Source organism: Burkholderia sp. WP9, from assembly GCF_900104795.1.
Taxonomy (GTDB): domain Bacteria; phylum Pseudomonadota; class Gammaproteobacteria; order Burkholderiales; family Burkholderiaceae; genus Paraburkholderia.
The window spans coordinates 3,409,647-3,431,661 of record NZ_FNTG01000001.1 but is presented as its reverse complement, the minus strand read 5'-3'; the positions used below and the strand labels follow the sequence as shown (position 1 = coordinate 3,431,661).

Below are 22,015 nucleotides of genomic sequence, written 5' to 3'. Positions count from 1 at the left end.
CCGCACCGCTTTTGCCGTAAGCAAATGAAAACGGGCTGCCTTATCAAAGGCAACCCGTTTTTTATGCGCTCACATGTGATCTGAGCTGTCTCAAGCGGTTAACATCACAGCTTGGGGCAATCTCAGCATCGACATCACAGCACGTAACGCGACAGATCTTCGTCTTCCGCCACTTCGTTCAGCGCGCGATCGACATAAGCCGCGTCGATCTGCACCGTGCGGCCCGAGTGGTTGCCGGCCGCGAACGAGACTTCCTCGAGCAGTTTTTCGATCACCGTGTACAAGCGGCGCGCGCCGATGTTCTCGGTTTTCTCGTTCACCGAGTACGCGATTTCGGCCAGGCGGCGAATGCCGTCGTCCGCGAATTCGAGGTGCACGTCTTCGGTGGCGAGCAGTGCCTGGTATTGCTTGACGAGGCTCGCGTCCGTGGACACCAGAATCGACTCGAAGTCGTTGACCGAAAGCGAATCCAGTTCGACGCGAATCGGGAAGCGGCCTTGCAGTTCCGGAATCAGATCGCTTGGCTTGGCGAGGTGAAATGCACCGCTGGCAATGAACAGAATGTGATCGGTCTTCACCATGCCGTACTTGGTGTTGATCGTGGTGCCTTCGACCAGCGGCAACAGATCGCGCTGCACACCCTGACGCGAGACTTCACCGCCGCCGGCTTCGTTGCGCGACGCGATCTTGTCGATTTCGTCGAGGAACACAATGCCGTTCTGCTCGACGTTCTGCACCGCTTTGGCTTTCACCTCTTCGTCGTTCAGCATCTTGGCGGCTTCTTCGTCGGTGAGCGCCTTCAGCGCTTCCTTCACCTTCATCTTGCGACGCGTTTTCTTGCCGCCGCCGATGTTCGCGAACATCGAACGGATCTGCTCGGTCATGTCTTCCATGCCCGGCGGCCCCATGATGTCCATGCCGACTTGCGGCTGTTCCACGTCGAGTTCGACTTCCTTGTCGTCGAGCAGGCCCTCGCGCAGACGCTTGCGGAATGTCTGACGCGTGGTGCTGCCTTCGTCGACGGTATCAGCGGCGCTCGAGCTTGCGCCGAAGCCGACCGGGCGCGCGCTCGGCAGCAGAATGTCGAGGATGCGGTCTTCGGCCTGATCTTCGGCCTTGGTCCGCACTTTGCGCATTTCGGTTTCGCGGGTCTGCTTGACCGAGATTTCGATCAGGTCGCGCACGATGCTGTCCACATCGCGGCCTACGTAGCCGACCTCGGTGAACTTGGTCGCTTCGATCTTGATGAACGGCGCGTCGGCCAGTTTCGCCAGACGCCGTGCGATTTCGGTCTTACCGACGCCGGTCGGTCCGATCATCAGAATGTTCTTCGGCGTGATTTCCTGGCGCAGCGGTTCTTCAACCTGCTGACGGCGCCAGCGATTGCGCAGCGCCACGGCCACCGCTTTTTTCGCGCGGCCTTGGCCAATGATGTGTTTGTCGAGTTCCGAGACGATCTCGGCAGGGGTCATGGTGCTCATCGTGGGTCCTTACTCGATCGTCTCGATGACGCGGTTATGGTTCGTGTAGATGCACATGTCGCCGGCAATCTCCAGCGACTTTTCCACGATTTCGCGGGGCGACATCTCGGTGTTGTCGGCGAGCGCTTTCGCCGCGGCTTGCGCATAGGCGCCGCCCGAACCGATCGCGCAAATGCCACCTTCCGGATCGAGCACGTCGCCGTTGCCGGTAATGACGAGCGTGGTGGTGGCGTCCGCGGCGATCAGCATGGCTTCGAGACGGCGCAGCATGCGGTCGGTGCGCCAGTCTTTGGCGAGTTCGACGGCGGCGCGCGTGAGATTGCCCTGATGTTTTTCCAGCTTGGCTTCGAAGCGGTCGAGTAGCGAGAAAGCGTCGGCCGTGCCGCCGGCGAAGCCGACCAGCACCTTGCCGTTATAGATGCGCCGGACTTTCTTCGCACCGCCTTTCATGACGATATTGCCCAGCGTCACCTGGCCGTCGCCGCCGAGCGCGACCTTGTCGCCGCGCCGCACGGAGACGATCGTCGTGCCGTGAAATTGCTCCATATGCGTTCCTCTTTGCAAAACGGGTAGGACGCGGCAGCGCGATGCGCCACCGCATGAATCCTGAAAGCGGACGACGCGCGACGCTAAAACAGAACCGGCGGGCGCGCGCTCGTGCAGCGCATGTCCGGTTTATTTTAGGGCGTGCGCGGTCATATCAAGAGCCGGCAAATGGCATAGGACAAAAAACACGCGATTCGGTGCGGGGAACGCGCCCGCGCGGCATCGGACGGCGCGGGGCTGGGATGACGAGAATCCTGGTCCCTAGCCGGCAAATGGCATAGGGCAAATACAGACGGTTCGGAAGCGAACGCGGCGGTTATGCCGACAAGAGGGGCGAGGCAAGGTAGGTATCAGCCTGCACTGCGGCGATGCCTCAAATAGGCGTCACGCAAAAGAAAAAAGGCGCACGGAACACCGTGCGCCTCTCGACGAAGCAGCGTTTTCGGGCGCGGAGCCGAAGCCGCGCCGCAAGCGTTCAGTCGCCGAACAGCTTCTGGCGCAGTTCGCGGCGTTCCTGCGCTTCGAGCGACAGGGTGGCCGTGGGCCGTGCGAGCAGACGCGGAATGCCGATCGGCTCACCGGTCTCTTCGCACCAGCCGTAGTCGCCCGAGTCGATACGCGCGATCGACTGCTGAACCTTCTTCAGCAGCTTGCGCTCGCGGTCGCGCGTGCGCAGTTCGAGCGCATGCTCTTCCTCGATCGTTGCGCGGTCGGCCGGATCCGGCACGATTACGGTCTCGCGCAGGTTCTCGGTCGTCTGGCCGGCATTGCGGAGAATATCCGCCTGCAGCTGTTCGAGCTTGTTCTTGAAGAAGGCGAGCTGATCCTCATTCATGTAATCCTTGTCGCTCATCTTCAGGATTTCGGCTTCGGTCAAGAGTCGTTTCGTCGTCATCTGGCTAACTTCTTCAATGTGAGGCAAAACTCTTACGTCGTGCCCGCACTTTCGTATTGCCCGCAAAGGCACCTCGAGGACGCGGAGCGCCAAGGCGGGCACGGACGGTGGACTGTCGTGACGCCGAAGCGCCTGGCGCCCACACGCCGGGCGTCGCAACGCCAATGCGGGGCCGAACTCCTCTGGAAACCGATTCTCAAATGCTCCTGAGGCATTGCTTGCCGGCAGCGCGTCTTTTCAGACCGTGCCGGCCGGCATTGTCGGCGTATTGTCCGGATTAGATTTTCCGGCGCCGTTTCAGGCCCGGCGCGGATACGCGCTGACCGGGCAATTCGTTCTCATTCTCCAGTGGGCACGTATTGTAACTGAATCACAATCTAGCACCGCAACTGGTGAAAATCCCCCTGCGGTACGCCGATATCCCGAAAATATAACGCGCGCACGGCTAAAAAGCGATGGTCGTGCACGCTTTAATACAGCAGGGTTTTCACGCGCTTTTCATACGCGTGTCTTTTCAACCCGCTTACGGCGGCCGCCGGTAATATTCAGCAGATGTTTATCTCGGGGCGCGTCGCCGAATCGCGCACTGAGGCGCAACAGCACGACGCTTCCAGCAAAACCGGTGCCTGCCGGAAAGACAGGCAGCCCCGGCGAGGCCGGGGCGTGCCGTGCTTAGACGAGGCAGGCGTCCAGACCGTCGGTGATCAGGTCTTGCGGCAGTTCGATGCCGATAAACACCATCTTGTTGGTCTTTTTCTCGATCGGCTGCCATTTCGCGGCCAGATCGCTGCCCATCATCTGATGCACGCCCTGGAACACGACTTTGCGGTCGACGCCCTTCATATACAGCACGCCCTTGTAGCGCAGCAGGCGTTCGCCGTAAATCTGCAAAATGCCGCCGAGGAAGTCTTCGAGCTTGTTCGGATCGAACGGACGGTCGTTGCGGTAGACGAACGACTTGATCTTGTCGTCGTGGTGCGCGTGGTGGTGATGACCATGATCGTGGCCTTCGTGATCGCACTGGCCGTGGTCGTGATCGCAGTTGGCGTGATCGTCATGCGTATGGCCGTGCTCGTCATGCGCGTGAGCGTGGCTGTGCGCATGCTCGTCTTCCACGAGAAAATCCGGGTCGATCTCGAGCTTCGAATTCAGGTTGAAGCCGCGCAGGTCGAAGATTTCCTTGATGTCCGCTTCGCCGAAATTGACGACCTTGATCGCCGCCCGCGGGTTCATGTGCAGCAGGCGGTGGCGCAGATCGGCAAGGTGCTTTTCATCGACCAGGTCGGACTTGGTGATGAACAGGCGGTCGGCGAAACCGACCTGGCGCTGCACGACTTCGTGCTCGTCCAGTTGGTGGTTCGCGTGCTTCGCGTCGACCAGGGTGATGATGGCGTCCAGCAGGAATTCGCTGGCGATCTGGTCGTCCATGAAGAACGTCTGCGCGACGGGGCCCGGATTGGCCAGGCCCGTGGTTTCGATCACGACGCGGTCGAAGTCCAGCTTGCCGGACTGTTTCTGCGCCGCCAGATCGCCCAGCACGCGCGAGAGGTCGCCGCGGATCGTGCAGCAGATGCAGCCGTTGCTCATCTGGATGATCTGCTCGCCGGTGTCCTGCACGAGAATTTCGTTGTCGATGTTTTCTTCGCCGAACTCGTTCTCGATCACGGCGATCTTCATGCCGTGCTTTTCATTCAGGATGCGCTTGAGCAGGGTGGTTTTGCCGCTGCCGAGAAAGCCGGTCAGGATGGTGACTGGAATCATAGGGGTCGCCTGTATTGTCGTGAAACGGTGCGTAATCGAAGCCTGAAATGGGCGCGGCAGCCTCCTGGCGCGCTGCCCGGTCCAGCCGGTTATTGAAACATATTCGCCAGGCCGGCGCTGGCGCACGGGTTCGAGCCCGCTTTCGCCCGTGCCGGCGGCGCCGGGAAATAATCCCCAAATTATGGGCGATCAGGCGATTTGCAACAGCAGGCCCTTCAGATACTCGCCTTCCGGGAACGCCGTCAGCAACGGATGATCCACCCCGGCGCCAAGCCGCTTGAGAATCCGGGCGTCCACGCGCGCGTCGGCGGCCGCGCCGGAGACGATCTTCTGGAACAGTTCAGAGTCGATCGCGCCGGAGCACGAGTAGGTGAAGAGCAGGCCGCCTGGGCGCAGCAATTTCAGCCCGGTCAGGTTGATGTCCTTGTAAGCACGCGACGCGCGGTCCACATGTTCACGCGACGGCGCGAATTTCGGCGGGTCGAGCACGACCAGGTCGAAGCGCTCGCCCTCGTCGTAGAGACGGCGCAGCGTTTTGAAGGCGTCGGCGTCGAGCCAGGTCGCGCGTTCGGCGTCGAACCCGTTGGCCGCCACGTTCTGCTGGGCGATCGCGAGCGCGTCGCCCGACGAATCGATCGACACGACACGCTTGGCGCCGCCTTTCAAGGCTGCCAGCGAGAAACCGCCGGTGTAGCAGAAGCAGTTCAGCACGTCGCGATCCTGCGCGAGTTGCTGCACCAGCAGGCGGTTGTCGCGCTGGTCGACGTAGAAGCCGGTCTTGTGGCCGTTGCGCACGTCGACGTGATAGCGCACGCCGTTTTCGCTCGCAATCAGTGTCTCCGACGGCGCTTCGCCCGCCAGCACGCCGGTGATCTGTTCGAGTCCTTCCTTCTGACGAATCGACACGTCCGAGCGTTCGTAGACATTCGGGCAGCCGGTCGCGCCGGTCAACGCCGCGACGATCGCTTCCTTCCACGCCTCGACGCCCGCCGCCATGAACTGGCAAACCAGCTGACTGCGCTGGCCTTCGTCCTCGGCGACGTAGTGATCGACGATCAAGCCCGGCAGGCCGTCCGCCTCGCCGAAGATCAGCCGCACTGCGCCAGTGTCGTGAACCATCGTTTGACGATGCGCGATCGCGCGCTGCACGCGGCGCTTGAAGAACGCGTGATCGATCGGCTCGGTTTCGTCGAAACTCCACACGCGGGCGCGGATCTGCGAATGCGGGCTGTACGCCGCACGCGCGAGGAAACGGCCGTCATGCGCGCGCACCAGCACGGTGGCGCCGGGTGCGGGATTGCCGTCGATCCGGTCGATCGCGTTGGCATAGACCCACGGATGGCGGCGCAGCAGCGATTTTTCTTTCGACGGTTTGAGCGTAACGGTATTCATCAGGTGTCAGAGAGAGCAATGGGCCGCGCGGCACAACGCACGCGGCGGGTAAAGCGAAGGCGGAGACTGTCTGCCGCGGGTCGCGGCGTCAGTCGCGTTTTTTAGCGCGCGGATGCGCCTGATCGTAGACGTGCGCGAGATGCTGGAAATCGAGCGCGGTGTAGACCTGCGTGGCGGTGATGCTGGCGTGGCCGAGCAGTTCCTGCACCGCGCGCAGATCGCCGCTCGACTGCAGCACGTGCGTGGCGAACGAATGCCGCAGCACGTGCGGGTGCACGTTGGCGGGAATGCCGGCGACCAGCGCCGCGCGCTTCACGCGCTCACGCACCACGTTCGGCGACAGGCGATTGCCGCGCGCCGACAGAAAGAGCGGATGCGGATCGTGCTTCACCATCTGGTCGCGCACGGCGAGCCAGGCGTTCAAGGCCTCCAGCGCCTTGCTGCCGACCGGTACGACGCGGCGCCGATTGCCCTTGCCGAGCACTTCGACTTCGGCCGAGTCGAGCTTGAGCCAGCCGGCCGAGCGGTAGCCGTCGGCATCGGCGAAACGGGCGTCGAGGCCGACCAGTTCCGCGAGGCGCAGCCCCGACGAGTAGAACAGTTCGAGCATGGCGTGATCGCGCAAACCTTCGGGCGATGCGGCGGGCGGACTTTCCATCAGTCGCGTGGCGTCGTCGACGGAAAGCGCTTTGGGCAGCGTTTTGGCCTGCTTCGGCGCGCGCACGGTCGCGACCGGATTGGCCGGCAAATCGACACGGCCGGCGAGCCAGCGGTAAAACGCACGCCATGCCGAGAGCCGGTGGCTGATCGAACGCGCCGTCAGGCCGCCCGCGTGCGCTCGCGAAACAGCGCCGCGAATGTCCACGGCGGTGAGGCTTTCGAGCGGCCGGCCTTTGGCCAACTGCTTGAGTTCTTCCAGTTCGTGGGTGTAGCCGCGCAGCGTATGTGCCGACAGCCGCCGCTCGTGTTCGAGATTCGACAGATAGGCGGCGATCGGGTCGGTGGCGGTCACGGTGGATTTTCTGGCGGCTTTGGCAGCGCTCAGCGCGGCAGCAGACGGCTCAGCGCGGCGCTTGCGAGCGCGCCGATCTGCGTGAGGAAGTCGGTTGCCATGCCGTCGTGGAAGCGGCGCGCGTCGGGCGAACCCATCACGAGGAGGCCGAAGGTCGGCGCTTCTTCGTTGCCTTCCGGGTCGCGCAGCGCGAGCAGGGCGATCGATTCGGTGGCGTGCGCCGACTCGGACGCCGCGTGGCCCGCGCTGACGTCGCTTACAGCCGCGACGGACGACGCCAGCCACTGCGCGGCTTCGAAGCCGGTGTTCGCGCCGCAATACGGCGTGGTCAGGCTATTGGCGAAGATGCGCACTTCCTCGCCGACATGGCGCGCGAAGTCGGCCTGTGCATAAGGCTCGGCAATATCCCACACGCGCAGCGCCGCCTGCGGCACGTCGAAAATATCGCGCAGACCGGTGGCAATCGTGCGCGGCAGCGCATAGGGATCGCGTTCGGCCATCACGCGGATGGTCCAGCGGTTGAATTTCGACGCGATGCTGTCGTTCTCATGGCCGTAGCGCAGAAGTTCGGCGAGGCGGCGTTCGAGGTGTTTGTTCTTGTCGCGCAGCATTTCCATCTGCCGTTCCTGCAGCGACACCGCGGCTTTGCCGTGCGGATTCGCGAGCCGGATCGTCGCGAGCATTTCCGCGTGTTCGGCGAAGAATTCAGGGTTGGCGAGCAGGTATTCGGCGACTTCGCGATCGTTCATGGTTTCGGCTAATGGACTACGGGGCGACGCCTTGAGGCGGCGCATCGGTCAATGAGTTTATGCGGCCTGTGAATCCGCCAGGGCGTCGGCCAGTTCGATTTCGCCTTCGAAGACGGTCGCGGCAGGTCCGGCCATCAGCAGCGGCTCGTCGGCTTGCGTGCTGTTCCATGTGATGGTCAGTTTGCCGCCGTGCGTGTGCACCAGCACCGGCGCGTCGAGCAACCCGCGCCGGATGCCGGCCGCGACCGCCGCGCATGCGCCCGTGCCGCACGCGAGCGTTTCGCCCGCGCCGCGCTCGTACACGCGCAGCTTGATCTCGCTGCGACCGACGATCTGCATGAAGCCTGCGTTCACCCGCTGCGGAAAACGCGCATGGCGCTCGATCACCGGGCCTTCGACCAGCACCGGGAACGCTTCGACGTCGTCGACCACCTGGACGGCGTGCGGATTGCCCATCGACACCACGGAAATCCAGCGCGTCGTGCCGTTCACGTCGAGCGGCCAAAGCGTATCCGCGCCTTCGCGGCGGCCTTCGAGGCCTTTGGTGGCGAACGGCACGCGCTCTGGGTCGAACACGGGCGTGCCCATGTCGACCAGCACTTCGCCGTTTTCCTGCATGGTCAGCGTGATGGTGCCCTTTTGCACCTGCACGCGCACGCTGCGTTGATCGGTGAGGCCGCTATCGCGCACGAACTTGACGAAGCAGCGCGCGCCGTTGCCGCAATGTTCGACTTCGCCGCCGTCGCAATTGAAGATGCGATATCTGAAATCGACGCCGTCGACGGTGGGCTTTTCGACCAACAGCAACTGATCCGCGCCGACGCCGAAATGCCGGTCCGCGAGCGCGCGCACCTGCGCCGGTGTCAGGTTGACCGGTTGGGTGTAGCCGTCGAGCACGACGAAGTCGTTGCCCGCGCCGTGCATTTTGGTGAATTTCAGTTTCATCACGCTATTGTAAGTGACGCGCCCGCAGGTGAGCCGAACCCCGCGTCATTTCCACATTCGGGCGCTTTTTTGCGGACCGCGTGGGCGGCGGTTCAATACACGCTCGGATCGCCTGGCGGCCGGGTCTTGAAACGCTTGTGCACCCAGTAGTACTGCTCCGGCATCAACGGAATCTGTTCTTCGAGGAACGCGTTCATGCGGCGGGCGTCTGCGTCGTCGTCGCCGGTCGGGTAGTTCTCCCACGGCTTGAATACCTTGAGCCGGTAGCCCTTATAGTTCGGCAGCACCTCGCCGATGAACGGCACCACTTGCGCGTGGCCGACCTTGGCGAGACGCCCCACCGCGGTCAGCGTACAGGTCGGCACGCCGAAAAACGGTACGAAGGTCGAATTGCGCGCGCCGTAGTCCATGTCGGCGCCGAGCATGACCGGTTTGCGCTCGCGCAGCCAGCGCAGCACGATGCGCGCACTGTCGGCGCGGCTCGCCATGTCCGCGCCGAAACGGGCGCGTGCCGCTTTGGCGACTTCTTCCAGCTCCGGGTTCGACATCGGCTGATAGAGCGAGCCGCAGCGGCGCTTGAGCGAATAGTTCAGGAAGATCGAGCCGGCCTCGATACCGACGAAGTGAAAGCCGAGAAACAGCGTGGGCGGCAGATTCGGATCCGTCAGATCGATCGCGCTGTCGAGCTGGATCAATTTTTCGAGTTTCTTCGCCGAGCCGAACCATTGCACGCTGCGCTCCAGGTAGCTGCGGATCGCGTGGCGGAAATGCTTCTGCGCGACGTCTTCGCGGCGCTCGTCGCTCCATTCGGGGAAGCACAGCTTCAGGTTGATATGGACGATGCGCTTGCGACGGCTCGGGATCTGATACAGCAACCAGCCCAGCCCGTCGCCGAGACGGGCGATCAGGCCATACGGCAACAGTGCAAACAGTTTCAGCAGCCCGATCGCGAGTTTGGCGCCATAGCGGCTCAGCATGCCGCCTCCTGAAAAGAGGCGCTGCACGGGACGGGCTTCAGGAAAGCGGAAGAATTGACGTAATACCGCACTCGTAGACACTCTGTGACAATCAAAGGAAGTCGCTATAATAAGGGCTTCGCCGAGTTAATAGACAACTTGCGGGGCGAAGCCGGTGGCTGCAAACCATGTGATTTGCGCCTGTCGGTAAGGTAATCCGCTAAAGCGTCGCCGCTTCAAGGCTCCCGAAGCTGGCTACGTGAAACTCAACCGTAACCACAAAACAGGAGTCTGCAACGTGGCAAACGACTATCTCTTCACTTCCGAATCCGTCTCCGAAGGCCATCCCGACAAGGTCGCGGATCAGATCTCGGACGCCATTCTCGACGCCATTCTGGCTCAGGACAAATACTCGCGTGTCGCCGCGGAAACCCTGTGCAACACGGGTCTCGTCGTGCTGGCCGGTGAAATCACCACCACCGCGAACGTCGATTACATTCAGGTTGCGCGCAACACGATCAAGCGTATCGGCTACGACAATACCGACTACGGTATCGACTATCGCGGCTGCGCGGTGCTCGTCGCTTACGACAAACAATCGCCGGACATCGCGCAAGGTGTGGACCGCGCGCACGACAATAACCTCGATCAAGGCGCCGGCGACCAGGGCCTGATGTTCGGTTACGCGTGCGAAGAAACGCCGGAACTGATGCCGCTGCCGATTCACCTGTCGCACCGTCTGGTGGAGCGTCAGGCAAATCTGCGCCGTGACGGCCGTCTGCCGTGGCTGCGTCCGGACGCGAAGTCGCAAGTCACCGTGCGCTATGTCGATGGCAAGCCGCATTCCATCGACACCGTGGTGCTGTCCACGCAGCATTCGCCGGACATCGATCTGGACACGCTGCGCGAAGCGGTGATCGAAGAAGTCATCAAGCCGACGCTGCCGGCCGAACTGATCAAGGGCGACATCAAGTTCCTCGTGAACCCGACCGGCCGTTTCGTGATCGGCGGTCCGCAAGGCGATTGCGGTTTGACCGGCCGCAAGATCATCGTCGATACGTACGGCGGTGCTGCACCGCACGGCGGTGGCGCGTTCTCGGGCAAGGATCCGTCGAAGGTTGACCGTTCGGCGGCATATGCCGGCCGTTATGTCGCGAAGAATATCGTGGCCGCGGGCCTCGCTTCGCGCTGCCTGATTCAGGTGTCGTACGCGATTGGCGTTGCCCAGCCGACTTCGGTGATGGTCAACACGTTCGGCACCGGTCGCGTGTCGGATGCGACCATCACGCGTCTCGTGCAGGAGCATTTCGACCTGCGTCCGAAGGGCATCATTCAGATGCTCGATCTGCTGCGCCCGATCTACGAGAAGAGCGCGGCCTACGGTCACTTCGGCCGCGAAGAGCCGGAATTCACGTGGGAATCCACGGACAAGGCGCTGGCGCTTGCCGAAGCCGCCGGCACGGAGCCGGTTGCCGCGCTCGCCGAATAAGCGCGAGCCGTCCGTATCAGCAAAAAACCCCGCCGGCGCGAGCCTGCGGGGTTTTTTATTGCCTTTGCCAATCGAAAAGCCGCGTTGCCTCGCGATGAAACCGACAGCTTTACCGGCGGCGAAGCCTTGGTGTCGTGTATGCGGCGCATGAATCGCGCCGACTCAGCAAGGCCTTCTGAATTGCCTCAACGGCTCGCAAACGCGAACGCGAACCAGGCGGTGCTGCCGTTCGTCGACATGCGACGCGGACGGCGGCTCGTGTTCTGCGGCACGGCGACCGCTGCGCGCGGCGCGGCGAGGCGCAGCGGCGTCGGTTTGCGCAGCAGCGTACGCAGCGAGAAGCGGCGCGAGCTGCCTTGCAGGCGCAGCGCGGAGAAGAACGTATTGAACCAGGTGCGAATGCCGTCGACGGCTTTGGCATCGCGCCATTGTTCGCCTAGCGCGCGAGTGCGCGTGGCATGGTGACGCAGCGCGCGCACGACATGGCGACGCGCCGGACGTGCCGCTGTGAGTGCGGCGCGGGTAAGACGGGTGCTCAGGAGAGTATGCATGGCTTCACTGGTAGGCAACGTGTCGCGCGACGGGATGTGCGCCATGAGGAGCACCAAATGTGCCAATGGCGGCGTCGCAATGAACGGCGCGAAAGCCTGAAATTCGACGGAAAAGTGCACGGAATACAGCGGAGTCGGCCTTGGCGGCCTCGACGCGGCGCAATAGTGCGGGAATGACGATCAACATGCAGCGCAGGTTACACGCGATTCATGACGTCAGAAAGTCGGTTTTTACCCTGCGAATAGGGGTTTTTACGGAGCAAATCCCGATTTGCCGCGGCAGCGGTCGCGCCCTTTGAGGGCGATTATCGTGCGTGCTTGCCCATTCAATGTGCCGCGCCGTTGCGCACCCGCATGAAAGTAGTGCGTAAGACTGCCGCTTCCGGATAGTGAAACAGCACACTGCGCGATCGCGCCCGTTTTACAATCGAGCATCAGCTAGTCGACAGTAACGGAACACCATGTCATTCCATTCCAAGAAAGAGCAGATTCAAACGTTGCGGGAGCAGGGTTTTGTCGTGGTGCCCGGATTGGTGTCGCCCGAGCGCTGCGAAGAACTGAAACAGATCGCGCAGCGTCAGTTGGATGAAGCGGCTGCTCCGATCGAGTTCGAAGCGGATCTGCAGTATCCCGGCGCGCCCACGTCCAAGCAGGCACCTGGCGGCCATACGGTGCGGCGGCTGCTGGATGCGTACGGACGCCATCCTGGCTTTGCGCAGTGGGCGACCGCGCCGGAAATTCGCGGCTGGATGGAATTGTATTTCGGCGAAGAGCCGCGCCTGTCGCGCGCGCACCATAACTGCATGATGACCAAGCATCCTGCATACGGCAGTTTGACCGGCTGGCATCGCGACGTGCGGTATTGGTCGTTCGAGCGAGACGATCTGGTTTCGGTGTGGCTCGCGGTCGGTTCGGAGACGGTGGATAACGGCGCGCTGTGGATGGTGCCGAAGTCGCACAGCGCCGCATTCACATCCGACCGGTTCGATCAGGCCAAATTCTTCCGCTCCGATCTGGAAGAGAATCAGGAATGGATTCGCACTGCGGTCTCACCTGAACTCAAAGCCGGCGACGTGGTGTTCTTCCACTGCAATACGCTTCATTCGGCCGGCAAGAACATCACCGATCAGGTGAAGTTCTCGCTGGTGTACACCTATCACGGTGCGAGCAATGTACCGTTGCCGGGAACCCGTTCGGCAGCGAAGCCCGAGGTAGCGTTCTAGTTTTTTGGGTTCCTGACGGCGCCTTGGGTTTTCGTTCGCGAAACCCGAAGCGCCGCGTGGCCGCGCAGGCGGTTATCGCTTGCGGCCCGACAAAGCCATGCCGGTCAATCCGGCGATCGTGGCGATAACGCCGCCCACGATCAGCATGATCGCCTTGTTGCTCGGCGAACCGGTAAAGACGCGCGAGACGTCGCTGCTCACCGAATTGAACGCCTGCCCGCCGAAATACAGCAGCACGATACCGCCGACAATCAACGCGATGGAAATCGCCTTCGTCATCTACCTCTCCCATGAGCCTGAATCGGGCAAAGTGTAGGGGAGCCGCAAGCAATCGTCCATCCCGCATACTGGGCGTCTGCATGCTTCACTTCGATTCGCTACCATAGCGGTCTGGCCGCATCCCCACTTACAAAAACAGAGCGGCACGCCTCCCGCAGCATGCAATTGCCCATGCCCGCACTGGTCGGGCGCCTTCACCATCAAGGACACTAGCAATGGCTTACGAAGCAGCTTCAGAACGCTATTCGGACATGCAGTACCGCGTCTGCGGCAAGTCGGGGCTCAAACTGCCGGCGCTGTCGCTCGGTCTGTGGCACAACTTCGGCGACACTACGCCGATCTCCACGCAGCGCGACATCCTGCGCACGGCTTTCGACCTGGGTATCACGCACTTTGACCTCGCCAACAACTACGGGCCGCCGTACGGTAGCGCCGAAACCAATTTCGGCCGCCTCTTCAAGGACGACTTCAAGCCGTATCGCGATGAACTGCTGATCTCGTCGAAGGCCGGTTGGGACATGTGGCCGGGTCCGTATGGGCAAGGCGGCGGTTCGCGCAAATACGTGCTCGCGAGTCTCGATCAGAGCCTGCAACGCATGGGCCTCGATTACGTCGATATTTTCTACTCGCATCGTTTCGATGCCGATACGCCGCTCGAAGAAACCGCTGGTGCGTTGGCGAGCGCCGTGCAGCAGGGCAAGGCGCTGTACATCGGTATCTCGTCGTACTCGGCCAGCAAGACGCTTGAAATGACGAAGCTGCTCGCCGAATACAAGGTGCCGCTGCTGATTCATCAGCCCGCGTACAACATGCTCAACCGCTGGATCGAACACGAGCTGCTGGATACGCTGGAGAAGGTCGGCGCGGGCTCGATCGCGTTCACGCCGTTGGCTCAGGGTCTGCTCACCGGTAAATACCTGAACGGCGTGCCGGAAGACGCGCGCGTCAACAAGCCGGGCGGCGGCTCATTGAAGCAGGAGCATTTGAGCGCGCAGAACATCGAGCACGTGCGCAAGCTCAACGACATCGCGCAACGTCGCGGTCAGAGCCTCGCTCAAATGGCGCTCGCGTGGGCATTGCGCGATCCGCGCGTGACTTCCGTGCTGATCGGCGCGAGCCGCGCGGAGCAGGTGCGTGAGAACGTAGGCGCATTGAAGAACCTCGCGTTCTCAAAGGACGAACTCGCTGAGATCGACCGCTACGCGACCGAAGGTGGCATCAACTTGTGGGAAAAGCCGTCCACGGATCAGGCGATCTGATCCCCGCGCCTTTGTCGTTCACGCCATAGAAACAGTCAAGCCGCCCACGGGCGGCTTTCTTCATCTAGACGAGTGCCGGCAAACCTTCGACCAGCACGACCGCGAACACCACGCCGAGCAGCGCGCCAAGCACGCGCAGCGCGTTGTGCCGGAATTCCGTCTTGCAGGGAAGCGCACCGACAAACAGAGCCCCGGCCAACGCCATCGGAATGACCAGGATGAAATCGCCGATCGTGAAGTAGGTCGTCATTCTCGTCTCCTTATAATTACCGGCGAAGACGGCGGCTCGATTTATGGAGTCATGCACCGCCCACGCTCGATTTGAGTATAGGAGACAGTCAGGTCGCCGTAGCGATGCTTTGCGGCGCTGCAGCGGCTATTCGCAAGCCGCTGAACCCTGTGCCGCTTAGGCTGCGACGATTGCCGCGTCGCAGCAAATACGCTCAAAAAAATGAAGTGTTTGCTTACGACGGCCTTACTTTTCGGCGTCTTTCAATGCGAGTCGGGTCACCAAGCGGTCATGCGCGAGCTTGTTCGTGTGCGCGCAAACGTGCCGCTGCAACGAGGCCGATGACGAGCAGAGCGCCGACCAATCCGACGACGCCGTTCCATCCGTAATTTGCCCACACGTGGCCGCCATACGAGCCGACCACGCTCGAACCGATGTAATACGCGAGCAGATACAGCGCGGCGGCCTGGCCTTTGGCCTCTTTGGCAAGACGTCCGACCCACCCGCTCGCCACCGAGTGTCCGGCGAAAAAACCGAACGTCACACACGCGATGCCGGCCGCAATCGCCGTCAGCGGATGCAGCATGGTGAGCGCGACACCGAGCGCCATCACTAGCAAGCTGCCGGTGAGCACGCGCGCGCGGCCGAACGCGTCGGCCATGCGTCCCGACCACGGCGAGGCGACCACGCCCGTCAGATACACGATGAAGATCGCGCCGATCTCCGTCTGATCCAGCCGGTAAGGCGGTGCCAGCAAGCGGTAACCAAGGTAGTTGTAGAGCGTGACGAAGCTGCCCATCAGCACGAAGCCGAGCAGGAACAGCAAAGGCAAGCCGGGTCGCCCGAATTGCTTGAAGAGAGCGGTTCGGTGATGCGTGAAGCCGAGTCCGCGCCGCGGCACGAAATGACGCGACGGCGGCAACAGCGCGCGAAACGCGAGCATCGACAGAAGGCCGAGTACGCCGATCGTGCCGATCGCGACGCGCCACGAAAACAGATCCGCGACGACGCCGGTAATCACACGCCCGGCCATCCCGCCAATCGCCGTGCCGCCGACGTAGAGGCCCATTGCGAGGCCGAGACCGTCGGGGTGCACTTCTTCCGCGAGATAGGCCATCGCGACGGCGGGCACACCGCCGAGCGCGAGACCTTCGAGCGTGCGCAGCACGAGCAATTGATGCCAATGCGGCGCGATCGACACGCCGATAGTCGCGACCGCGGAAAGGGTGAGCGACAGCGTCATCAACTTGTGACGGCTCCAGGCTTCCGAAATGAAGCCGGCCGCGAACACGGCGACCGCGAGCGCCGCCGTGGTCAGCGAAAGCGACAGGCTGCTCTGTGCCGGCGTCACGTTGAACGCCGTCGAAAACGACGGCAGCAGGGGCTGCACGCAATAAAGGAGCGAGAAGGTCGCGTAGCCGGCGAACAGCAGCGCGATGCTGGCGCGCCAGTACGCGCGCGTGCCGCGTTCGAGGTAGGGGATGTCGGACAAAGCGGAAGCGGTTGAGGAAATGGACGAAGCGGAAGCCGCCGAAGCAGAGGTGTGGGGAGAGTCCGGAAGCGGAGTCACGAAACAATCTCCTCAGGCATGCAGCTGACACAAAAGAGTTAAGGATACGCTGAAAAATCCGTGCGCGTCGCGTCGCCGTGTTCGAGCAACTGCTCGCGCGCGAAGCTGATGACGAGAATCGAGTTGGCGGTCGTGATGCCGATACACGGTCTGCACCTGACCACGCACTTCGATGGTCGAGCTCTTCTGCAGATTGGCCTTGACGTCGTCGATGATCTTGCTGATGTCGTTGGACACGCCGCCGAGATCGCGGCCGTCGGCGGTGCCGAAAATATCGATGGTGGTCTGCGCGTTGTAGCGCGTGAGCGTCGCGTTGCCCGCTTCGCGCTTCATGGTGGCAAGCGAACCGAGACCATTGCTGCGTCCGTTCGCGGTCAGTGGAATGTTCGCGAGCGATTGCAGTGAATCGATCGTGTATTGCGGCGCTTCGATGATCACGTTATAGCTCCCGCCGTTGCGCGGATTGAGCCAGAACGTCGGGGTGCTTTGCTGGCTGCCGGACAACGTGATCAGCAGATTGCTCGCGACTTCCCGTTGCGAGAAGCCGGCTTGCTGCGCACGCGTGCGGTCTTGATGCCTGAAACCGGCAAGCCGATGTTGTCGATGATCGAACGCAACTCGCCGGCCGCTATCAACCGACGGATGCGCGTATCGACACGCGAGGAACACCAGAATGCGCACCGAGCGCAAGGCCGCCGAGCGTCGTGATGTTGATGGTTTCGCCGAGCATGGAGAGCGCGATGATCGACGTGATCATCGACAGCGGAATCGACACGGTGATGATCGGCGTGGCGCGCCAATTGCCGAGAAGCAGCAGAATCATCAGACCTGTCAGGCATGCTGCAATTAGCGCCTCGCGCAGCACGCCTTGCACCGAAGCGCGCACGAATACCTATCGACCATGATCGGCCGCTACCTGCCGCCATATGGAGCGGCGCGTGGCGGGCGTGACGTGTGCCGCCGTGGCCCGAGCCGGCTGGCTCGGCGGGCCGATCGAACAAATGGTCCAGTTGGTGCACGATTTTGATATCTCACCCCAGCAGGGTTTATGATGGTCTCGTTGCGACGCGTTACGCTCCGAATCATCGGTCGGTCGCGCCGTAATGGGAATAGGGCGAAACGACGGCTAAAGACCCTCGAGTTCGCGCTTTCCCCGGCCCCGCAAAACGGGAACAATGACTCGAACCTCTCACGCGTATCACGCGCAGCAGATTGGGTGCGTACGCAACGTTATCGGCGGAGCGACGCTTTTATCATCACCTTGACCGGCATGGAAACCATAAAGCCGGCTATGGGAGAAACGGGGAAACATCATGCAAATCGGTTCCATTGTCCGATCGGTGCATATCGCCGTGCCGCAAGGCGCGCGCGGGATCGTCATGCGCATTCTCGGCGACATGGCCATGGTGGCGTGGTATGCCGGCGAGCCCGGCGCTTCGCTGCAACTGAACACTGAACCCTTTTTCCTTGAAGACCTGATCGATACGGGCGAGCTGGTGCGACCGTCGAGCGCGCAGATGCATTGAAGGCAGTTTGAGTGCAGGCCGTGTGCAAGTTGTAAGCCGCGAGCTGTTCCGCGTTGTGTGCTGTCGCCCTCGTCTTTGACGGCGGCGCGGCGCACAATGCGGGCATGAACGACGACATCCTCGATCCACAGGACAGCGCTAGCAGCGCTGTACCTTTCGCCCGGCTCAAGCCGGAAATCGTGCTCGACGCGCTCGACAGCGTGCTCAGCACGGTCGGCGTGCGCACCGACGGTCGCATGCTGCCGCTCAACAGCTACGAGAACCGCGTGTACCAGGTCGGCGTGGAAGACGGCCCGCCCGTGGTCGCGAAGTTCTACCGCCCCGAGCGCTGGAGCGACGCCGCCATTCTCGAAGAACATGCCTTTGTTGCCGATCTCGCCGCGCGCGAGATTCCGGCCGTGCCCGCGCGCGCTTTCGAGGGCCGCACACTGCATACCTTCGACGGTTTTCGCTTCTCCATCTTCGAGCGTCGCGGCGGCCGCGCGCCGGATCTCGACCGGCCCGACACGCTCGAATGGCTCGGGCGGTTCATCGGCCGCATTCATGCGGTCGGCCAGACGCAGAACTATATCGAGCGACCTACGCTCGATATCAACACGTTCGGTTACGAGCCGCGCGACTTCCTGCTCGCCCACCGTTTCGTGCCGGACGACGTGCGCACTGCGTGGGAAACCGTGGTGAATCTCGCGCTCGAAGGTGTCGAGCGTGCGTTCGAACGAGCGGGCGACATCCGCATGTTGCGAATGCATGGCGACTGCCATCCGAGCAATGTGCTGTGGACCGACGCGGGGCCGCATTTCGTCGACTTCGACGACAGTCGCATGGGGCCGGCGGTGCAGGATTTGTGGCTGTTGCTGCCGGGTGAGCGCGCCGAAGCGTCGCGCGCGCTGGCGGATCTGCTCGCCGGCTATGAAGACTTCTGTGACTTCGAGCCGCGCGAACTCTATCTGGTCGAAGCGTTGCGCACGCTGCGGCTGATTCACTATCAGGCCTGGCTCGCGCGACGCTGGGACGACCCGGCATTCCCCGCGGCGTTTCCGTGGTTCAACACGCAGCGTTACTGGGAAGAGCGCATCCTCGAGTTGCGCGAGCAACTCGGCGCGATGCAGGAAGGGCCGCTCTGGCCCGTTTGAACGCAGCGCCGCTTCATGGCATGCGCTAGCTGTCGCGGGCGCTCAGGGCGCCTGCGACGCAACGCTCGACGACTCCACCAGCGTCGATCTGACAATCACTTCTGCCCGCACGTCGCGCCCGATTGCTTCGATCGCGGGGCGCATCTGCGCAAAGTCGTCGGGCGTGCAGACGTCGCTATCGAAATGCGTGGCGCCGTCGCGCGTCATCGTGACGACGTTGCTGGGCTGATCGAATGTGTACTGCGACTGGAAATCGACAAAGCGGCCTTGGGTGCGTTTTGCTTCCGGCATGTCGAGCACGCGAAAATTGGCGGGTAACTCGATGCGCGCGCGTTCATGCAACGCCAGGTTATGGCAAACGAACGGCTGCGTGCGCTGGCGCTCGCCGAGCCAGTAACGCGTATCCGCCGCGAAGCCGCCTGCGAGACTCGTCAGCGCCGGAATCGATGCCGCCGCGCCAGGCACCACGAGATTTTCCAGCGTGCCTTTCATCGTGATGATGAGCGGGCCGTCGGCGACGGTGAGGTCGTTCGTGGTGAGCGTGGCGGCGCCGCGCAGATTGGCGCCGCGCAATTCGGCCTGGATCGACTCCTCGCGCTGCGCGGGCGTCTGCGTGCGCAACATGGCGCGCGTCTGTTCGGTGGAAGCGCCGGCCGCCTCCAGCCGGTAGGTGAAGCTCGCCGAGCCATCCGGTTCGACCTTGATCGATAGATCGGTGCTGCGCGTCATGGTTGCGGTGGCGGGCGTACGGGAGAGCACGCCCTCGCCGACGAGCACGGTCGGCCGGTTCATATCGGACGACGGCAGGAAACCGAACTCGACATTCGCTGCGGTCGAGTCCGCGTATTGCTGCAAATCCGGCAGCCACGTGATGACGTGATTGATGACGCCGTAGCCCGGCACGCTCGGCAGCGTGTAGATCGTGCCGTTGCTGATCAAGGCCGGTTCGTTGCGCACGCCGGCCGCGTCGAGCAGCGCGCCGTAGAGCGCCACGTGATCCTTGCAATCGCCGTAGCGGTTCGCGAGCACCGCGCTCGCGCTGTGCGGCACCACCGCGCCGCGTCCGACGTTGATCGCCACGTAGCGCACATTGCGGCGCACCCAGTCATACAGCGTCTTGGCCTTGTCGCGCGGCGTGCGGTCGTGCGCGGTGAGCTGCTGCGCGAGACGCACGACGGCGGCGTCTCGCGCGCCCGCGTCCGTCGCCGATTCGCGGTAGGTTGCGGCGAACGCGGCATAGTCCGGGAAGGTCGAGACCATCAGCCGGTCGCCATACGACACGTAGGCAACCGAGCCGCGTTCCAGCCGGCTGAAATGGGCTCTGTCGTAGCGATATTCGTAGCGCGTGCGGCCGTCGCGCGTCACGGGTTGTACAACGGTGAAGCCGCGCGCGTCCGCGTAAAGCGGCTTGCCGGCCGGGAGATCGTAGATCAGGCGGAAGTTGAGAGTTGGCGCGAGATCGGGCGGTGTGAAGTCGCTGAATTCGCCGGGCACGATCGGCTGCTTCTGCGTCTTGCGATAGGTGAGATGCACGCGCGCGCCTGGCTCCACCGCGGGAAACACGATCACTTTTTCCTGGATGTCCTGAAACATCGGCGCGTCGAACGAGCGGGCTTCTTGCACGTCGCGGATCTGCTCAGGCTGCACGTCGTGACGTACGCCGTCGGCGGTGGTCGTGTAGGCCTCCAGGATCTGTACGTCCGCCATGTTGCGGTTGAACCAGACATATTGCTGCGCCACCCGCGCGACGCCCGCTTCGGTATTCACGTGCAGCGTCATCGAATCGAGCTTCGAGTAGGAGCCGTCGGCGTTCACGGTGAAGGTCTGCGTCTCGCCTTCGTTGGTATAGGGATCGTCCAGCCTCGCCTGGACGCTCGCGCCCGCGCCGGGGATGCCGACGAGCCAGCCGATAGAGGCAAGACAGACCAGAGAAGAGAGGCGCATGGCAGGCAGGTATCCGAACGTGGCGTTGACGGGATCGCCAGTTAGAGTCGGTTTGCGCCGCGCCAATGTCAAGCGGATGTCGCGCGTTGGGATTGAGCAAATACCCTGTTTATGTAATGATATCCATTCTCAATTAAAAGGCGTCGCCAGCTTCCTGTCACATTTCTCCTCTGTGACTGCCAGCCAGCCTCTCGGCCGGAGCCTTGGCCCGCAAGCCGGGTCGTCCGGTCCTTCCTTTTCGACACCTCTTTGACCGCTGCCGGTGAGCGGGCGCTTTGTCGCCGCGTGCCCGCGACGGATCATCTTGCTGCGCCTGGAGCCTGGATTTGAACGCGCCTGAATCAATCGATATGCAACCCGCCGCTGGTCAGGGCACGCAATACACCGCTCACACGCCGCAACGCGGCCATCATCTGATGGACGACGCCGAGCAGGCCGCGCGGCGTCAGCGCTCGCGCCGCGCGAATTTCATCAAGTGGCTGCGCAAGGTGCATGGCTGGGTCGGTCTGTGGGGCGCGGTGCTGGGTCTGCTGTTCGGCGCGACCGGGTTCCTCCTGAACCACCGAGGTGGCCCGTTGAAGGTGTCGTCGGGTGAGCCGCAGGTCGAAGAAATGCAGATTCCCGTGCCGCACGAACCGTTGCGTTCGCCGATGGAGATGGCGAAGTGGCTCAAAGTCGAACTGAAGATCGACGGCAAGCCGGGCAGAACCAGGCGCGAGCCGGCGCATCCGGTGGCGTGGGGCGATCGCAGCACGATGCAGCCGGAGTTCTGGCAAGTCGGCATCATGGGACCTGCACAGAGCGTGCAGGCCGAATACTGGGTGGGCAACGGCTTCGTCGCGGTGAAACGCACGCACAACTCGTTTCTCTCGACGATGAACAACCTGCACAAAGGCGTGGGGCTGAGCGTCGGCTGGGTGCTGCTGATCGACACGATTGCCGGCAGCATGATTTTGCTTTCGCTGACCGGTGTCCTGCTGTGGACCGAGTTGAACAAGCGCCGCGTGGTGGGCGTCGTGCTGGTGGGCGGGTCGGTGATCGCCGCAGTGGTCTGCGGCTTGATCTAAGCGGGTTG

Annotated in this window: 20 protein-coding genes and 2 pseudogenes; 6 read left to right on the top strand and 16 right to left on the bottom strand. The window is 62.7% G+C overall.

Features of this window, described 5'->3' with window-relative positions; translation table 11 throughout:
• Positions 1–134: 134 nt before the first annotated feature.
• The 9 genes from hslU to BLW71_RS15235 form a co-directional block, all read right to left on the bottom strand.
• Positions 135–1,481 carry an ATP-dependent protease ATPase subunit HslU gene (gene hslU, locus BLW71_RS15275; protein ID WP_091797224.1) on the bottom strand — a complete coding sequence of 449 codons (1,347 nt, stop codon included), beginning with the start codon at positions 1,479–1,481 and terminating at the stop codon, positions 135–137.
• A gap of 9 nt (positions 1,482–1,490) precedes the next feature.
• On the bottom strand, positions 1,491–2,027 hold the full coding sequence (hslV, locus tag BLW71_RS15270) for an ATP-dependent protease subunit HslV (protein WP_091797221.1): 537 nt from the start codon (positions 2,025–2,027) through the stop codon (positions 1,491–1,493).
• 475 nt (positions 2,028–2,502) lie between these two features.
• On the bottom strand, positions 2,503–2,922 hold the full coding sequence (dksA, locus tag BLW71_RS15265; RefSeq protein ID WP_012431412.1) for an RNA polymerase-binding protein DksA: 420 nt from the start codon (positions 2,920–2,922) through the stop codon (positions 2,503–2,505).
• Between the two features lie 672 nt (positions 2,923–3,594).
• Positions 3,595–4,683, bottom strand: a complete 1,089-nt coding sequence (locus BLW71_RS15260; protein ID WP_091797218.1) for a CobW family GTP-binding protein — start codon at positions 4,681–4,683, stop codon at positions 3,595–3,597.
• Positions 4,684–4,872: 189 nt separating this feature from the next.
• Positions 4,873–6,075, bottom strand: coding sequence for a class I SAM-dependent rRNA methyltransferase (locus tag BLW71_RS15255; RefSeq protein ID WP_091797216.1), 1,203 nt, complete (start codon positions 6,073–6,075; stop codon positions 4,873–4,875).
• Positions 6,076–6,163: 88 nt separating this feature from the next.
• Complete coding sequence (gene xerC, locus BLW71_RS15250) at positions 6,164–7,087, bottom strand: tyrosine recombinase XerC (protein ID WP_091797214.1); 924 nt, start codon at positions 7,085–7,087, stop codon at positions 6,164–6,166.
• 29 nt (positions 7,088–7,116) lie between these two features.
• Complete coding sequence (locus tag BLW71_RS15245; RefSeq protein WP_091797212.1) at positions 7,117–7,836, bottom strand: DUF484 family protein; 720 nt, start codon at positions 7,834–7,836, stop codon at positions 7,117–7,119.
• Between the two features lie 57 nt (positions 7,837–7,893).
• On the bottom strand, positions 7,894–8,781 hold the full coding sequence (dapF, locus tag BLW71_RS15240; RefSeq protein ID WP_091797210.1) for a diaminopimelate epimerase: 888 nt from the start codon (positions 8,779–8,781) through the stop codon (positions 7,894–7,896).
• Between the two features lie 92 nt (positions 8,782–8,873).
• Positions 8,874–9,758, bottom strand: a complete 885-nt coding sequence (locus BLW71_RS15235; RefSeq protein WP_091797208.1) for a lipid A biosynthesis lauroyl acyltransferase — start codon at positions 9,756–9,758, stop codon at positions 8,874–8,876.
• Positions 9,759–10,035: 277 nt separating this feature from the next.
• Here BLW71_RS15235 and metK point away from each other — a divergent pair, with 277 nt between their 5' ends.
• Complete coding sequence (gene metK, locus BLW71_RS15230) at positions 10,036–11,226, top strand: methionine adenosyltransferase (protein WP_091797206.1); 1,191 nt, start codon at positions 10,036–10,038, stop codon at positions 11,224–11,226.
• 185 nt (positions 11,227–11,411) lie between these two features.
• On the opposite strand, the gene BLW71_RS15225 is transcribed toward metK, so the two are convergent.
• Positions 11,412–11,777: a hypothetical protein gene (locus tag BLW71_RS15225; protein ID WP_091800892.1), complete on the bottom strand. Its 366-nt coding sequence runs from the start codon at positions 11,775–11,777 to the stop codon at positions 11,412–11,414.
• 461 nt (positions 11,778–12,238) lie between these two features.
• Here BLW71_RS15225 and BLW71_RS15220 point away from each other — a divergent pair, with 461 nt between their 5' ends.
• Positions 12,239–13,000, top strand: coding sequence for a phytanoyl-CoA dioxygenase family protein (locus BLW71_RS15220; protein WP_091797204.1), 762 nt, complete (start codon positions 12,239–12,241; stop codon positions 12,998–13,000).
• Between the two features lie 72 nt (positions 13,001–13,072).
• Here BLW71_RS15220 and BLW71_RS15215 read toward each other — a convergent pair whose 3' ends face one another.
• Positions 13,073–13,279 (bottom strand): DUF3185 family protein, encoded by a 207-nt coding sequence (locus BLW71_RS15215; protein WP_091797202.1) that lies wholly within the window; start codon positions 13,277–13,279, stop codon positions 13,073–13,075.
• Positions 13,280–13,494: 215 nt separating this feature from the next.
• On the opposite strand from BLW71_RS15215, the gene mgrA reads away from it, so the two are divergent.
• Positions 13,495–14,538, top strand: coding sequence for an L-glyceraldehyde 3-phosphate reductase (gene mgrA, locus BLW71_RS15210; RefSeq protein ID WP_091797200.1), 1,044 nt, complete (start codon positions 13,495–13,497; stop codon positions 14,536–14,538).
• Between the two features lie 64 nt (positions 14,539–14,602).
• Here the strand turns inward: mgrA and BLW71_RS15205 are convergent, their stop codons facing one another.
• The 4 genes and pseudogenes from BLW71_RS15205 to BLW71_RS42930 all read right to left on the bottom strand — a co-directional run.
• Positions 14,603–14,788 (bottom strand): hypothetical protein, encoded by a 186-nt coding sequence (locus BLW71_RS15205; RefSeq protein WP_091797197.1) that lies wholly within the window; start codon positions 14,786–14,788, stop codon positions 14,603–14,605.
• A 268-nt stretch (positions 14,789–15,056) separates the two neighbouring features.
• Positions 15,057–16,280, bottom strand: coding sequence for an MFS transporter (locus BLW71_RS15200; protein ID WP_177205090.1), 1,224 nt, complete (start codon positions 16,278–16,280; stop codon positions 15,057–15,059).
• Between the two features lie 104 nt (positions 16,281–16,384).
• A pseudogene (locus BLW71_RS42935) lies at positions 16,385–16,907 on the bottom strand (efflux RND transporter permease subunit); the annotation flags it as partial.
• A gap of 112 nt (positions 16,908–17,019) precedes the next feature.
• Positions 17,020–17,229, bottom strand: a pseudogene (locus BLW71_RS42930) (efflux RND transporter permease subunit); the annotation flags it as partial.
• Between the two features lie 421 nt (positions 17,230–17,650).
• On the opposite strand from BLW71_RS42930, the gene BLW71_RS15190 reads away from it, so the two are divergent.
• Together BLW71_RS15190 and BLW71_RS15185 are read left to right on the top strand one after the other, a co-directional pair.
• Positions 17,651–17,863 carry a hypothetical protein gene (locus BLW71_RS15190; RefSeq protein WP_007179664.1) on the top strand — a complete coding sequence of 71 codons (213 nt, stop codon included), beginning with the start codon at positions 17,651–17,653 and terminating at the stop codon, positions 17,861–17,863.
• A gap of 104 nt (positions 17,864–17,967) precedes the next feature.
• Entirely contained in the window at positions 17,968–18,996 is a 1,029-nt protein-coding gene (locus BLW71_RS15185) for a serine/threonine protein kinase (protein ID WP_091800889.1), read from the top strand.
• Between the two features lie 42 nt (positions 18,997–19,038).
• Here the strand turns inward: BLW71_RS15185 and BLW71_RS15180 are convergent, their stop codons facing one another.
• On the bottom strand, positions 19,039–20,940 hold the full coding sequence (locus tag BLW71_RS15180) for a DUF3857 domain-containing transglutaminase family protein (protein WP_091797193.1): 1,902 nt from the start codon (positions 20,938–20,940) through the stop codon (positions 19,039–19,041).
• 326 nt (positions 20,941–21,266) lie between these two features.
• Between BLW71_RS15180 and BLW71_RS15175 the strand changes: the two genes are divergently transcribed.
• On the top strand, positions 21,267–22,007 hold the full coding sequence (locus BLW71_RS15175; protein WP_091797191.1) for a PepSY-associated TM helix domain-containing protein: 741 nt from the start codon (positions 21,267–21,269) through the stop codon (positions 22,005–22,007).
• Positions 22,008–22,015: the final 8 nt, after the last annotated feature.